Origin of the sequence: Micromonospora sp. NPDC049102, from assembly GCF_043197485.1 — a bacterium.
Lineage (GTDB): Bacteria > Actinomycetota > Actinomycetes > Mycobacteriales > Micromonosporaceae > Micromonospora.
In genome coordinates, this window is the sequence record NZ_JBICTE010000058.1 from 1 (window position 1) to 12927 (window position 12927).

The 12927-nt window shown below is 71.4% G+C and carries 14 protein-coding genes; 7 read left to right on the plus strand and 7 right to left on the minus strand.

Annotation, left to right across the window (positions count from 1 at the left end; all coding sequences use genetic code 11):
- Positions 1-91: 91 nt before the first annotated feature.
- From ACGFH9_RS30530 to ACGFH9_RS30540, 3 genes are read right to left on the minus strand one after another with little or no spacing between them, the layout of a single operon-like run.
- On the minus strand, positions 92-1069 hold the full coding sequence (locus ACGFH9_RS30530; protein WP_393226247.1) for an ABC transporter permease subunit: 978 nt from the start codon (positions 1067-1069) through the stop codon (positions 92-94).
- The gene (locus tag ACGFH9_RS30535) at positions 1066-1965 is read right to left on the minus strand and encodes an ABC transporter ATP-binding protein (protein WP_393226250.1); all 900 of its coding nucleotides are present in this window, start codon (positions 1963-1965) and stop codon (positions 1066-1068) included. The genes ACGFH9_RS30530 and ACGFH9_RS30535 overlap by 4 nt, the downstream gene beginning before the upstream one ends.
- On the minus strand, positions 1962-2357 hold the full coding sequence (locus ACGFH9_RS30540; protein ID WP_393226253.1) for a GntR family transcriptional regulator: 396 nt from the start codon (positions 2355-2357) through the stop codon (positions 1962-1964). Before ACGFH9_RS30540 ends, ACGFH9_RS30535 begins: the two co-directional genes overlap by 4 nt.
- Before the next feature lie 332 nt (positions 2358-2689).
- Between ACGFH9_RS30540 and ACGFH9_RS30545 the strand changes: the two genes are divergently transcribed.
- Complete coding sequence (locus ACGFH9_RS30545; RefSeq protein ID WP_393226256.1) at positions 2690-3280, plus strand: hypothetical protein; 591 nt, start codon at positions 2690-2692, stop codon at positions 3278-3280.
- Positions 3281-3320: 40 nt separating this feature from the next.
- Here ACGFH9_RS30545 and ACGFH9_RS30550 read toward each other — a convergent pair whose 3' ends face one another.
- From ACGFH9_RS30550 to ACGFH9_RS30560, 3 genes are all read right to left on the minus strand, one after another.
- Entirely contained in the window at positions 3321-3689 is a 369-nt protein-coding gene (locus ACGFH9_RS30550; protein WP_393226258.1) for a winged helix-turn-helix transcriptional regulator, read from the minus strand.
- Positions 3641-3979, minus strand: coding sequence for a hypothetical protein (locus ACGFH9_RS30555; RefSeq protein ID WP_393226261.1), 339 nt, complete (start codon positions 3977-3979; stop codon positions 3641-3643). Before ACGFH9_RS30555 ends, ACGFH9_RS30550 begins: the two co-directional genes overlap by 49 nt.
- 89 nt (positions 3980-4068) lie before the next feature.
- On the minus strand, positions 4069-6912 hold the full coding sequence (locus tag ACGFH9_RS30560; protein ID WP_393226264.1) for a BTAD domain-containing putative transcriptional regulator: 2844 nt from the start codon (positions 6910-6912) through the stop codon (positions 4069-4071).
- Positions 6913-7097: 185 nt separating this feature from the next.
- On the opposite strand from ACGFH9_RS30560, the gene ACGFH9_RS30565 reads away from it, so the two are divergent.
- From ACGFH9_RS30565 to ACGFH9_RS30580, 4 genes are all read left to right on the plus strand, one after another.
- Positions 7098-7952, plus strand: coding sequence for a hypothetical protein (locus ACGFH9_RS30565; RefSeq protein ID WP_393226267.1), 855 nt, complete (start codon positions 7098-7100; stop codon positions 7950-7952).
- 428 nt (positions 7953-8380) lie between these two features.
- Entirely contained in the window at positions 8381-8965 is a 585-nt protein-coding gene (locus ACGFH9_RS30570; protein ID WP_393226268.1) for a MauE/DoxX family redox-associated membrane protein, read from the plus strand.
- A 16-nt stretch (positions 8966-8981) separates the two neighbouring features.
- Entirely contained in the window at positions 8982-9530 is a 549-nt protein-coding gene (locus ACGFH9_RS30575) for a TlpA family protein disulfide reductase (protein ID WP_393226271.1), read from the plus strand.
- Complete coding sequence (locus ACGFH9_RS30580; RefSeq protein WP_393226274.1) at positions 9527-11494, plus strand: ABC transporter ATP-binding protein; 1968 nt, start codon at positions 9527-9529, stop codon at positions 11492-11494. The genes ACGFH9_RS30575 and ACGFH9_RS30580 overlap by 4 nt, the downstream gene beginning before the upstream one ends.
- On the opposite strand, the gene ACGFH9_RS30585 is transcribed toward ACGFH9_RS30580, so the two are convergent.
- The gene (locus ACGFH9_RS30585; RefSeq protein WP_393226283.1) at positions 11487-11738 is read right to left on the minus strand and encodes a hypothetical protein; all 252 of its coding nucleotides are present in this window, start codon (positions 11736-11738) and stop codon (positions 11487-11489) included. The genes ACGFH9_RS30580 and ACGFH9_RS30585 overlap by 8 nt on opposite strands.
- Between ACGFH9_RS30585 and ACGFH9_RS30590 the strand changes: the two genes are divergently transcribed.
- Together ACGFH9_RS30590 and ACGFH9_RS30595 are read left to right on the plus strand one after the other, a co-directional pair.
- Positions 11737-12273, plus strand: coding sequence for a S26 family signal peptidase (locus ACGFH9_RS30590; RefSeq protein ID WP_393226280.1), 537 nt, complete (start codon positions 11737-11739; stop codon positions 12271-12273). The genes ACGFH9_RS30585 and ACGFH9_RS30590 overlap by 2 nt on opposite strands.
- Before the next feature lie 59 nt (positions 12274-12332).
- Entirely contained in the window at positions 12333-12800 is a 468-nt protein-coding gene (locus ACGFH9_RS30595; RefSeq protein ID WP_393226277.1) for an NUDIX domain-containing protein, read from the plus strand.
- The last annotated feature ends 127 nt before the right edge of the window (positions 12801-12927 follow it).

The following is a 12927-nucleotide window of genomic DNA, read 5'->3' on the forward strand; positions in this document are numbered from 1 at the left end:
CGCCGCGATCTGGCATAACCGGACCACCGGCCAACCCGTGACCAGGTCCCTGATCGCCTACGACCACTGACCAGACTTCGGACTTACTCGTCTAGATCACACGGCGGCGTACCCGCCACACCACCACACCGATCAGGACCATCGCGACGGCGACGAACAGGGCCGCCTCGACGAGCTGGAACGTCCAGAACCGGTCGGCCGGGTGATAGACACCGAACTGCTGGATGCCCCGCGCGTGCAGGAACTGGTTGAGGTTGGTGCCGGTCCGGTTGGCGGCGTCCTCCAGTTCGAGGTACTCGGTCGAGCTCAGCCTCCGCCCGGTGGCGTCTGCGTAGCCGCGTTCGATCATCCAGCCGGCGAAGCTGGGCACGGGTCGGTGCCCCGCCTGGTCCGTCGCGTCGCCGACGGGGACCGGCGCCATGGTGGTGATTGGGGTGGCGTACGCGGGACGGGCCAACAGCGCCACCGCCATCCGGGCGGCGAGGAACGCCCCGAACGCGACGCCGAACGCGGGCAGACTGCGCCGCAGGATCGCCCCGGCGGCGGTGGCGACGCCGAACGCGAACAGCGCGTACGCCAGCGGAACGAGTCCTTCCAGGTCGAAGGCGTCGTACTGGAACCGTCCTTCCCAGGCGTCGAATGGCTGACGGAACCAGGTGAGCACGGCGGTGAATGCCCCGGTGAGCGTGACGGTGACGCCGGCCAGTGCCGCGAGCTTGGCCGCCAGCCAACGCATGCGCGGCACGGCCTGCGTCCAGGCGAGCTGCCAGGTGCCGTCCTCCAGTTCGCGGGCGAGCAGTGGCGCACCGAGGAACGCACCGATGACGACGGGGACCAGATAGAAGGCCGCCAGGAGGTTCTCGACGTACCCGTACTCCTCGTCGAGCCGGCGGAAGGAGGCCGTGCAGCCCTCGTTGACACCGGCCTCTCCCGCACACCGGGCGGGACCGCCGGGAAAAAGGTCGTGGGCCTGTGTCCCGAGCACGAGCAGGGCGATGCCGAACAGGCCGACGAGCAGACCCAGGACGAAGACCTCGGTCCGGTGCTGGCGCCAGATCAACCACGTCATGCCGCCACCCCCGACGTGTTCGCGCCGCTCGGCTCGGACGGCCGGCGCAGGTACGCCAGCACCAGGTCCTCCAGTGCGACCGGCTGGGTCTGCCACCCGGGCGCGGCCGGGAGCGCGCCGTCGCGTACCAGCAGGGTCGTGTGCCGGTCGCTGTGGACGGCCTCCACGACGGTGCCGGCCCGGTCGAGGTCGGTGGCCGTGCGCGGGCCGACGAGCAGCCGGTGCTCGGCGAGGAGGGTGTCGATGTCGCCGGTGAGCGTGACCCGGCCCTGGTTGAGCACGACCAGGTGGTCGCAGACGCGCTCCAGCTCGTGCAGGACGTGGGAGGAGAACAGGACGGTCACTCCGCCGTCGGCCACCGCGCCCATGAGGACCTGTAGGAACTCGTGCCGGGCCAGCGGGTCGAGGCTGGCCACCGGCTCGTCGAGGACGAGCAGGTCCGGCCGTTTCGCCAGCGCCAGAGCCAGAGCCACCTGGGCCTGCTGCCCGCCGGAGAGCGTACCGGCCCTGCGGTCGAGCGGGATGCCCAGCTTCGCCAGTCGGCGCTCGGCCAGCCCCTGGTCGAACCGCAGGTTGCAGGCCCGGCCGAAGCGGAGCATCTCGGCGACGGTGAAGCGCCTGTACAGCGGGTGGTCCTGGGCCAGGAACCCGACCCGGGACAGAGTCTGCGGGGTGCTGGCGGTGACGTCGTGGCCGAGGACCTCCACCGTGCCGGTGCTCGGCGCCAGCAATCCGACGGCCATGCGCAGCAGCGTGGTCTTGCCCGCGCCGTTCGGCCCGACCAGCGCGATCACGCCGCCCGCCGGCAGGGCCAGTGTGCAGTCGCGCAGCGCCCAGCCCTTCCGGTACCGCTTGCCCACGCCGTCGGTGCGCAGCGCCAAATCGACGGCTGTCACGCCACGTCCTCATTCCTCGTCTGCCGGTGGACGGAAGTAAAGAGCGCGTTGACCGCCTGCTCGTCGAGGCCGGCCGCGTAGGCGCGGCGCAGCCAGGTCGCCAGGCCGCGGTGCAGCGAGGTGTACGTCGATGCCGACATCACCGCCGACTGCTGCTCGTTGACGAACGTGCCCTGGCCGGGCCGGCCGGTGACCAGGTCCTCCTGCTCCATCTGCCGGTAGGCCTTGGCGACCGTGTTCGGATTGATCGCCAGGTCCTCGACCACCTCGCGGATGAGCGGGAGTCGGTCGCCGGGTTGGAGGAAGCCCAGCAGCACCGCCTGGCGGACCTGCTGGACGAGTTGCAGGTACGGCGGCACACCGGAGTGGGTGTCGAGCCGGAAGACGAACACGGTCGCTCCTTAACTGCTTTCCTAGTGCCATAGTAAAGCAGCATGAGGCTCGGCCGACCTCGTGCCGTGGGTATCGGGGTCGCCGGGCCGGTCCCGACCCGGCATGATCCTCAAGGCGCCGCACCCGACGGGCCCGTCGTCCTGCGCGTGATGACGTGAGATATCGAGCTCATCCTGGCTGGCAGAGGCTTGGTTGCGCCGCTGAGGAGAACACTGTGCGCTGCACGACATGCGGGACCGAACTCGAAAGCCCCGAACAAGGTCATACGTGTCGGTCATCGGCGCCTCCGCCCGCGCCCAGGGCGGCAGGTTGGGACGTCGCGACCTGGTTCGTGGCCGGGTTCGCCATCCTCTACGCGCTAGCCGCGATCGCCGCAGCCATCTTCGGCAGCGCATCGAGCGACCCTGCCCGGCCGCTGCGGTTGTCCTCGGCCAGCACCGGCGCCGCGATCGGGTTCGTCGTGGCCAGCCTGATCCTTGTCGTCGCCATCCTCGGCCTGGCTGTCAGCGGGCTGATCTGGGGCCGCGCCACTCGTCGGATCGCCGAAGCGAACGGCTCCCCGGGCCGCTCCTACAGCCGCCACTGGGGCCTGCGCGTCTTCTCCTCCTGCCTGGTCCTGAGCACCGCCATGTCCTGTATGGCCACCGACCGGACCGTCCCGGCCGTCCTGTTCGGTCAGGCGGCCCTGCGCACCCTCGGAGCGGCCGCGCTGATCGGCGGCGTGCTGCACAGCCGGACGCGGGTTCTGCGGCTGATCGCCCAGGTCGATCGGGTCATCGCGGGGCAGTACTCGCCGGTCGCCGGGCAGGACCCGGCGTGGCCGCTGTCACCCACTCCGACCAGCGCCGACTGGAATGCCAGCCAATGGGACCCGGAGGTGTTGCGCGACATCGAAGCCCGCCGGCACCGTGACAGCACCTGATCTCACTCGTCGAGAAATTCGAGGTCGGTGTGCACGTGCGTCAGCGGATCTCGTTGTCGGGGTGGTCGCTGTCATAGGCCTGACGGGCTTCGGAGATGACGGCGCGGTGTGCCAGTGACCAGTCGGCGAGCGCCTTGACGAGATGGGTGAGGCTTGTGCCGGTCTCGGTGAGGCGGTAGTCGACCTGGACGGGCACGGTCGGGTACGCGGTCCGAAGGACGAGGCCGTCTCGTTCCAGGCGGCGCACCGTGAGGGTCAGCATGCGCTGGGAGATCCCGTCGATGGCGCGCTGGAGCTGGCGGCAGCGTCGCGGCCCGTTGGCGAGTTCGACCACCCAGGCAGCCTGGGCATCGATCGCGCTCAGGTCGCCGCGCTCAGCCTCGGTAGCCACGCTGATGCCGATCGACAACTGCGTGGGTTCTCGGCGTGCAGCTTTCCGTGCAGGAATCCGCTGTACTCCGCGATCACGGTCAGGCGCCCCCGGGCATCGAACCCGATCCGCAGGACATCCCGATTCTCCGGCGGACGGTCGTCCAGGCGACGCCCAGGCTTGAGGAGATCCCGCTCGAAGTGCAACGGGCGCAGATCAAGGCCCGGCCAGGTGTACCAGTCCCAGCCCTCAACGAGCGCGTCTGCCGCCCGCTTCCGGGACTCGTATTCGTCGCCAAGCTGGCCGAACCGCTCGGCAGGATCAGGCATGTCCGGGATCGTACGGATGCCATGCCCGGCTGACCCGACTCGTAGATCCGCAGCCGCAGTGTCCGGCCCGTGCGGTCTTACCTCGTCGTCTAGAACTCGCCGCCCGCGGACGCCGCGGGGACCGCCGGTGCCGACAGTTTGGCCCGTGGGCGGTCGGCGTCCGGATGGCGCAGCTCGTCGAAGATCGTCAACGCCTCGCGCCACGCCCGACGCGCGGCGTCGAGGTCACCGGCGGCCCGCAGGCCGTCGCCCAGGTTGTCCAGCACCTCCGCCTCGTCGTACCGGTCGCCGAGTTCCCGGTGTAGCGCCAACGCCCGCCGGTAGCAGTCCGCAGCCTGGTCGTGGTCGCCGAGGCCGTGCCGGACGTACCCGAGACTGTCCCAGGTCAGCGCCGCGCCGTGCCGGTCGCCGGTCTGCTCGTGCAGCCGCAGGGCGGCCTGGCAGCAGTGCAGCGCCGGCCCTGGCTCGCCGAGCCGGGCGTGCATCCAGCCCAGATTGTTGAGCGCCTTGGCCTGCCCGACCCGGTAGTCGGTCGCCCGGTAGAGGTCGAGGGCCAGCCTGGTCTCGTCGAGAGCGGCGCGCAGCCGGCCCTGCCGTGCGAGCACCCAGCTCACACCGAGGTGCGTGTGCGCCCGTCCGGTGTCGTCGCCCAACTCGCGGTACAGCTCCAGGTCGCGTTGGTAGTGCCGGTGCGCCGCCTCGTGATCGCCCGACCAGGTGCAGGCGATGGCGAGGCCCCGGTGCGCCAGGGCCTGACCCGCCAGGTCACCGCGGCGCAGCGCCGCCGCCAGGGCGGTCCGCTGCGCGCCGGCCAGCTCCGGCCAGTGCCCGCTGCGATCGAGGTACGTGGTGAGGGCCGCCGCCAGCGTCCACGCGTGCCGGTCCAGGCCGGTGTCCGCCGCCTGCTCCACACAGGCCAGCAGCACGTGGTGCTCGGCGGCGAACCACGCGGTCGCCCACGCGTGCTCCGGGCGGTCGCCGACCGTCACCCCCGGCGCGGGCGGCGGCAGCGCGGCCGGCCGCGCCAACCGGTACGGGTCGAGCAGGTGGTCCGCTGCGTGCGAGGCGTGCAGATAGTGGTCGAACAGGCGGCGTCGGGCGGCCGTGCGCTCGACCTCGGGATCGGCGTCCTGACACAGCTCCCAGGCGTACGCGCGAAGCAGGTCGTGCATCGCGTACCGGCCCGAGGTGCGCTCGGTGAGCAGGTTCGCCCGCGTGAGGTCGGCCAGCAGTGGGCCGACCCGAGCGGGCGGCAGGCCTGCGAGGCTGGCCACCGCCGCCCGTCCGACGTCGGGACCCGGGTGCAGCCCGAGCAGCCGGAACAGCCGGGCCGAGTCGGCGGCCAACGCCCGGTACGACCAGGAGAACACCGCCCGCACGTCGGTCATGGGGTCGCCGGTGGCCAACGCGGTGAGCCGCTCCGAGTCGGTGTCCCGCAGTTCGGCGGCGAGCGCCGTCAGCGGCACGTCGGGCTGCCCGACGGCGCGGGCCGCGACGACGGCCAGGGCCAGCGGCAGGCCGGCGCAGCGGCGCGCGATCTCGTCCAGCGCCGCCGTGTCGCGCGCGGCGCGCCCGCGACCGAGCCGACCGGCCAGCAGCTCCCGGGCCTCGGTCGGCGGAAGCAGGTCCAGCGTCACCGGGTGGGCCCCGGCGTTGACCACCAGGCCGGTGAGCCGGTTGCGGCTGGTCACCACGACCAGGCTGCCCGAGGAGCCCGGCAGCAGAGGTCGCACCTGCTCGTCGTCGCGGGCGTTGTCGAGCAGCACCAGGACGCGCCGGTCGGCGAGCAGGGTCCGGAACAGCGCGGCCTGCCCGGGCAGGTCACTGGGCATCCGTGGGGGCGGCACGTGCAGCGCCTCCAGGAAGCCGCGCAGCGCCTCACCCGGCGACACGGCCCGGCCGTCGAGGTCGAACCCGCGCAGGTTGACGTAGAGCTGCCCGTCCGGGTACCGGTGCGCGACCCGATGTGCCCAGTGCACCGCGAGGGTGGTCTTGCCGACCCCGGCGGTGCCGGCGATGGCGGAGATGACCACCGCGCGGCATGGGCCGCCGTCCCGGGCGTCGCCGGTCGGCTCGGCGGGCAGCAGCGCGTCCAGTTGTCGCAGCGCCGCCGCGCGGCCGGTGAACCAGGCGGGGGCGCTGGGAAGCTGCGCCGGAGGCCGGCCGCCCGGCTTCGCGGGTGAGGGCTCGGTTGGCGTCTGCCCCCGCAGCACCCGCAGGTGGGCCCCGCTCAACTCGGGACCGGGCTCCACGCCCAACTCGTCGACGAGGTGGCGGCGGGTGTCGGCGTAGAGCCGCAGCGCGGCGGCCTGCTGGCCACAGCCGGCCAGGGCGAGCAGGTACCCGGCCACCAGCGGCTCCCGCAGCGGATGCTCGGCCACCAGGGGGCGCAGGGTACGCGCGGTTGCAGCGAACCGGCCGAGGCCGAGCTCCACGGCGGCGAGCCGTTCGTACGCGAGCAACCGTTGCTCGTCCAGGCCGGCGGCGGCAGCGTCGACGAAGGCGCCGGTCGCGCCGGCCAGCGCCGGCCCCCGCCACAGCGCCAGGCCGTCGCGCAGCAGTCGCGCCGCCTCCGCACCGCGACCGGCCGCCTCCTCGGCGCGGGCCCGCTCGACCGCCGCGGTGAACTCGGCGAGGTCCAGATCGGTGACGCGTACGGCGAGCCGGTAGCCACCGCCCTGCGTCGTCAGCAGATCGGCCGCACCCGCCTCGCGCAGGGCAGACCGGATCCGGGAGACGCAGACCTGGACCTGGGTCCGGGCGCTGGCCGGAGGGTCGTCGGCCCAGAGCGCCGCGACGATCTGCCCGAGGGACACCAACCGGTCGGCGTTGAGGAGCAGCAGCCCGAGCACCGCGCGTTGCTGAGGGCGGTCGATGGGAAGGACCCGCCCTCCGGCGGTCACCTGGACGAGGCCGAGGAGGGACCACCGCATGGCTTTCCTCATCAGTCGTGATCGGACGATCACAGTCTATGGACGACGCGGACGGCACGGCCGGCGCCAAGCGGTCGGATAGCGGACGACAAGCGAGCCCGCCCAGGCTCTCCTCAGCCGTCGGACCCGAGAGTCCGGCGGGCGAGGCCGGCACGGCGTCGGCCCAGGCGGACAGGGAGAGCGACATGCGAGTAACCAAGGGACGGGGCATGCTGACGGCCGTCGTGTCGACGGCTGCCGTGGTGGCCGGCATGGGCTGGGCGACACCGGCCTCGGCGGAACCGGCGGGGCTGGAGACGGTCACCCAGTCGGCGGCCGAGAGCAGTCTGGACAAGTCCGCGTTCGCGTCCTGCCCGGCCGGCAAGGTGGTCACCGGGGGTGGCGGCTTCCTGCCCGCCGGCTCGTCGGCCGCTGGACGGGTCGGGCTGGACCGGTTGGAGCCGCTGGCGAACGGCACCGGGTTCTTCGTGACCATGCGGGAGGCGGGCCCGGTCAACTTCGCGGGCGACTGGGGGCTACAGGCCCTCGCCCAGTGTGCCACCGCGCCGGCCGGCTACCAGGTCGTGGCCGCGACGGGGGCGGTCGGAACGGAGTTCGTCACGGCGAGCTGCGGGACCAAGAAGGTCATCGGCATGGGTGGGCGGATCAACAGCGGGCTGGGCGACGTCGTGCTCGACCAGGTGGTGCCGTCGTTCGACCTGACGTCGGTGACCGTCCGGGCGGTTGCGGTGCAGGGCACCTCGCCGGCCGGCTGGAGCGCCACCTCGATCGCGGTCTGCGCCAACGGACCCGCCGGGCTGGAGCGGGTCGTGACGACGGGGACGAGCGCGAGCGACCCGTCCTCCACCCACCTCAAGGCGTGCCCGGCCGGCAAGGGCCTCTACAGCGCGGGTGCGGACATCAACGCCGGGAACGGTCAGGTACTGCTGACCGCGATCAACATCACCGGGGGGAACACCGCGCGGGTGCGGGCGGACGAGGACGCTGACGGCTTCGCCGGCTCGTGGAGCCTCAACGCGTACGGCATCTGCGGAAGCTGACCTGACCGGGGCCGGGGCCGCCAGTGGCGGCCCCGGTCGTCGTTCGGTTCGGGGCGACGGCCGGACAGGAATTCAAGCTTCTCTCCAGCTTTCCTGTAGGCCCGCCCGGCACCTTTGCACCAGTGGCGCGGTCGACGGGGGCCGCCCGGACGTGTGAGGAGTGTTCGATGATCTCGAAGATCGAGTCTTTGGGCAGCAGGCTTCTGGCCAGGCTGGTGCCCGCGGTGGAGGCCTCGGCGGCGACGTGCTCGTCCCCGTGGGGTCCGAAGTTCTTCCCGAGCTGCTACCAGTGCGCCGGCGGAGCCGCCTGCACCGCGTGCTGCCGGAGCGGATACGGGTGCAAGGCACCCTACCAGTGCTACTACTGACCGACGCTCTGATGCCGTCCGGCGGGAGGGCGGAAGCCTCCTCCCGCCGGGCGGGTCCGCGTGATCGCGCTGGAGAGGATGCCTGCGGTGCAGTACCTTGCGATCGGTGTTCGTTGCCTGCTGGTGATGGTGTTTCTGAGCGCCGTCGTCGGTAAGGTGGCGCCCCGGGGTGGCTTCGGTCTGTTCGTCGCCTCGATACGTGACATGCGGTTGCTGCCCGTGGGTCTGGCCCGGCCAACGGCACTTCTGGTGCTGGCCGCCGAGTCCTCGGTGTGCGTGTTACTCGCCTCCCCGGCCGCCGGCGTCGCCTCGATCGGCTTGGGTCTGGCCACGCTGCTGCTGATCGGGCTGACCGCGGCTGTCGTGCTCGTCAACCGCCGCGCGGACGCCGTCTCCTGCCGGTGTTTCGGCGCGTCCAGCAGCCCGTTGGGCGCTCGCCACGTGTTCCGTAACGCCTTCCTGACCGTGCTGGGCGCGGCGGGCGTCATCGCCAGCCGCGGCGATGGACCCATGGACGCCGACGGCGTCGTGGTGGCGGTCTGCGCGGGAGCCCTGCTCGCCCTGCTGATCGTCAAACTCGACATTTTTGTCGATCTCTTTCAGACCTCACCGAGGCCCTCCCCGGGCCGCCGGGAAGGTCGATGAAGACGAGGAGAATCGGATGCTCTTTCTTATCGCCGCTGTGATTCTGGTCGGCCTGGTGTGTGTGCTCGACCTGGTTCTCACGCTCGGTGTCATCAGGCGGCTCCGCGAGCACACCGAGCTGTTGAAAGCGGTTGAGAACCCGTCGCACGACCTGACGGTCGGTGACGCGATCGACGCTTTCTCCATTGAGGACGTGGAGGGGCGGCGGCTCAGCGCGGACCGACTGCCGGCGGGCACGGTCGTCGGGTTCTTCTCGGTGGGCTGTCAGCCGTGCCGGGCGGCGCTGCCGAAGTTCGTCGACCACGCCGCGACGATGCCGGGTGGGCGCGACCAGGTCGTTGCCGTGGTGGCCGGAGCGGACGCGGCGGACGCCGAGAGCCTGGTGTCGGCGCTGCGGCCGGTGGCCAGGGTGGTGTTCGGGGACTACGAGGGGGTTCTCCCCACCGCGTTCAAGATCAAGGGCTATCCGTCCGTGCTGATGGTCGACCCGTTGGCCGACGGGCGGCTCGTGGTCACCGACGACAACGTGGACCTCAGCCGGGCCGAGTTGGTCGCCGCGGCATGAGTTCCCGGGGCAGCCGGCCGGCGGACGAGGAAGAAGGTGGGTCGGCCAGTTCCGACCTGGCCTTCCGTCCACCGGTCGGCATCAGGGAACTGGCCAGGTCGGTCCTCGCCGCAGGGGCCATCGCCGTCCGGGCCGCACCGCGGGCGCTCGCCTGCTACCTGGCCCTGACGGTGCTGGACGCACTGCTACCGGTGGCGGTCGCATGGCTGATGAAGACCCTGCTCGACCACCTGGCCGGGTCGGCTGCCGGCGTCGACCCGGCCGTGGTCGTGGTGGCCGTCGGCGTTGCGGTGACCGCGCTGCTGGTCGGGCTGCTTCCCCACTCGTCGCAGTACCTACGCGCCGAGATGGATCGCGAGGTCGGCCTGCTCGCCCAGGACCGGCTGTACGCCGCGGTGGAGCGCTTCGTCGGCCTGGGGCGTTTCGAGGACCCGGGTTTCCTGAATCGGCTACGGCTGGCACAGATGAGCGCGGGGTCGATGCCCAATCAGGTGGTCGACGGCCTGCTGGGCAGCGGCCGGAGCATCATTCTGATGTCCGGCTTCCTGGTCTCGCTGCTGGTGATCGACCCGCTGATGGCGCTCCTGGTGGTCGGCGCGGGTCTGCCGGCCCTCGGTGCCGAGATGGCGCTGTCCCGGCTGCGGGCCGGAATGTTCTGGCAGGTCGGCCCGACTGAGCGTCGGGAGATGTTCTACAGCCAGCTGCTGTCGAACGTGGTGGCGGCAAAGGAGATCCGGCTCTTCGGCACGGGCGCGTTCCTGCGTGGTCTGATGCTCGCCGCACGGCGCTCGGCAAACTCGGCGAAACGCGCGGTGGACCGTCGGGAGGCACTCGTCCAGTCGGCGCTCGGGCTGCTGGCAGGGCTCGCCTCGGGCGCGGGGCTGTTGTGGGCCGTCGACGCGGCCGTTCGAGGGGCGTTGTCGATCGGTGACATCACACTCTTCGTGGCGGCCGTCGCGGGTGTGCAGGCAGCGCTGGCATCGCTGGCCGGTGAGTTCGCCCGTACACATCAGGCCGTACTCATGTTCGGGCACTTTCGCACGGTCGCCACCGCAGGGCCGGACCTCCCGGTGGTGCGGGCGGCGCCACCGGTGCCCAGGCTGTCCGGCGAGATCGAGTTCCGCGACGTGTGGTTCCGTTACGCCGACGGGCATCCGTGGATCCTCCGTGGCGTCAACCTGCGGATTCCGTACGGCGAGACGCTCGCGGTGGTCGGGCTCAACGGCGCGGGGAAGTCCACGATCGCCAAACTGTTGTGTCGCCTGTACGACCCCACCCGCGGCGCGGTGCTCTGGGACGGCGTGGACATCCGCACCGTCGAGGTGACCGCGCTGCGACAACGGGTGGCCGCCGTGTTCCAGGACTACATGCAGTACGACCTGTCGGCAGCGGAGAACATCGCCCTCGGAGACATCGACGCTCTCCACGACCGGGCTCGGATCGAGGCCGCTGCCCGCCGGGCCGGGGTCCACGACGTACTCGACGGTCTGCCCCGAGGTTACGACACGCTGCTGTCCCGGACGTTCTCCGGTCCGACCGACGACCGGGACGAGCCCGAGGTCGGTGTCGTCCTGTCGGGCGGGCAGTGGCAACGGCTGGCCCTGGCGCGAGCCCTGCTGCGCGACCGGTGTGACCTGATGATCCTGGACGAGCCCAGCGCCGGGTTGGACGCCGAGGCCGAAGCCGAGATACACGACTCACTGCGCCGGCATCGCGCCGGCCGGACCAACGTGCTCGTGTCACACCGGCTCGGTGCGGTACGGGATGCCGACCGCATCGTCGTACTGGCCGACGGGCGGTTGGTGGAGGAGGGTGACCACGCCTCCCTGATGGCTGCCGACGGGGCGTACGCCCGGCTCTTCCGCTTGCAGGCCGCCGGCTATCAGAGCACCGGGGGACAGGACCAGCCCGACACGCCGCAGGCCGAGCGGTCTGCCCGTCCGAGGATCGTGGCGATCACATGAGCCTGGTGACGACAGGTCCCAGGTCGACGGGACATGCTTCCCGTGCGGGACGGGCAACGAGCCGCCGGGCGGCCCTGGTGGTGGAGGTGGCGCTCTGGGTGGCCGGAGTCGCCCTGCTGTGCGCCCGCGTACCGATCCGGGTCGTGGGTGGCGTGCTGCTGCTGGCGGCGCTGGGCCGCGCGATGGTCGCGTGGTCCCGGCTCAGCAGGCGGTTCATGGTGGTGACGGTCCGTGGCCAGAGCATGGAGCCGACCTTCTCGGAGGGCGACCGGGTGCTGATCAGGCGTGGACAGAGACCGCAGGCAGGTGACGTGGTCGTGCTGCGCACGGCGGCGGCCCGCAGCACCGCAGCCGCTCGGCCGTCCTGTGTCATCAAGCGGGTGGCCGCCGTCGCGGGCGAGGTCGTGCCGCCGTCCATCGGGCCAGCAGGTGACCGCGTGCCCGCAGGACGGCTGGTGCTCCTCGGAGACAACCGAAGTGCCAGCTTCGACTCGCGTCAGGTCGGTTACTTCCGAATCGACGATCTGCTCGGCACGGTGGTACGCCGGCTGGGCAGCCCATCTGCCCCACCTCGTCGCAACGCGCGGAAGACGTCCGGACCGAGGTCCTCGGGCATGATGCCGACAAGGTCTACCTCCGTGGGCTCCTCTCGGTGTCCCGGGGTGCCGGCTCCCCTCCCAGGAACGACGTCGCCTGTACGAGGCCCAGTCCAGCCGGTTCCGGTTGATGGCGACCGCACCGAGCGGGTGAGTCGTCAGCTGCCGCTGCGACAGTGGTAACTGTGCGTGTCGTGCCTGGTAGAGCGACTGCCGCGAGGTGTGACGGCTACCGTGTCCGGATGGCTATCTCGTCGCACCTGGCTCGGCTGCGGGCCGTCATCGGCCACGAGCTGATCCAGTTGCCGTCGGTGGTGGTCCTCGTCGTCGACGACGACGCACGCCTCCTGCTCGTACGTCACACCGGCGAGCAGAACGGTTGGGCGGTGCCCGGAGGTGCGGTCGACATCGGAGAATCCGCGGCCGAGGCGGCCGTGCGCGAGATCCGTGAGGAGATCGGCGTCCAGATCAGCCAGCCGCGGCTGCTGGCGGTGCTCGGCGGCACCGACTACGAGGTGACCTACGCCAACGGCGATCGGGTCGCCTACGTCCCCGCCGTCTACGAGGCAGGGATCGTCGACGGGACACCGGTCCCGGACCAGGAGGAGATCAGCGAGCTGGACTGGTTCACCCGGTCGCAGCTCCAGAGCGTGGACCTCAACCGGTTCAGCCGGGCGCTGCTGCGGGCCACCGGCCACCTCGCCAGTTGACGGCGACAGGGTCCGGGTCTGGTCTATTGGAGCTAGTGCCTCGTCTTTGAACGTTGGCCGTGTAATCCGTCGGTTCTAAGCATGTGTCGGGCAGGCTGTTCCTCTTGCTGTTTGTGGGAGGTGGTGC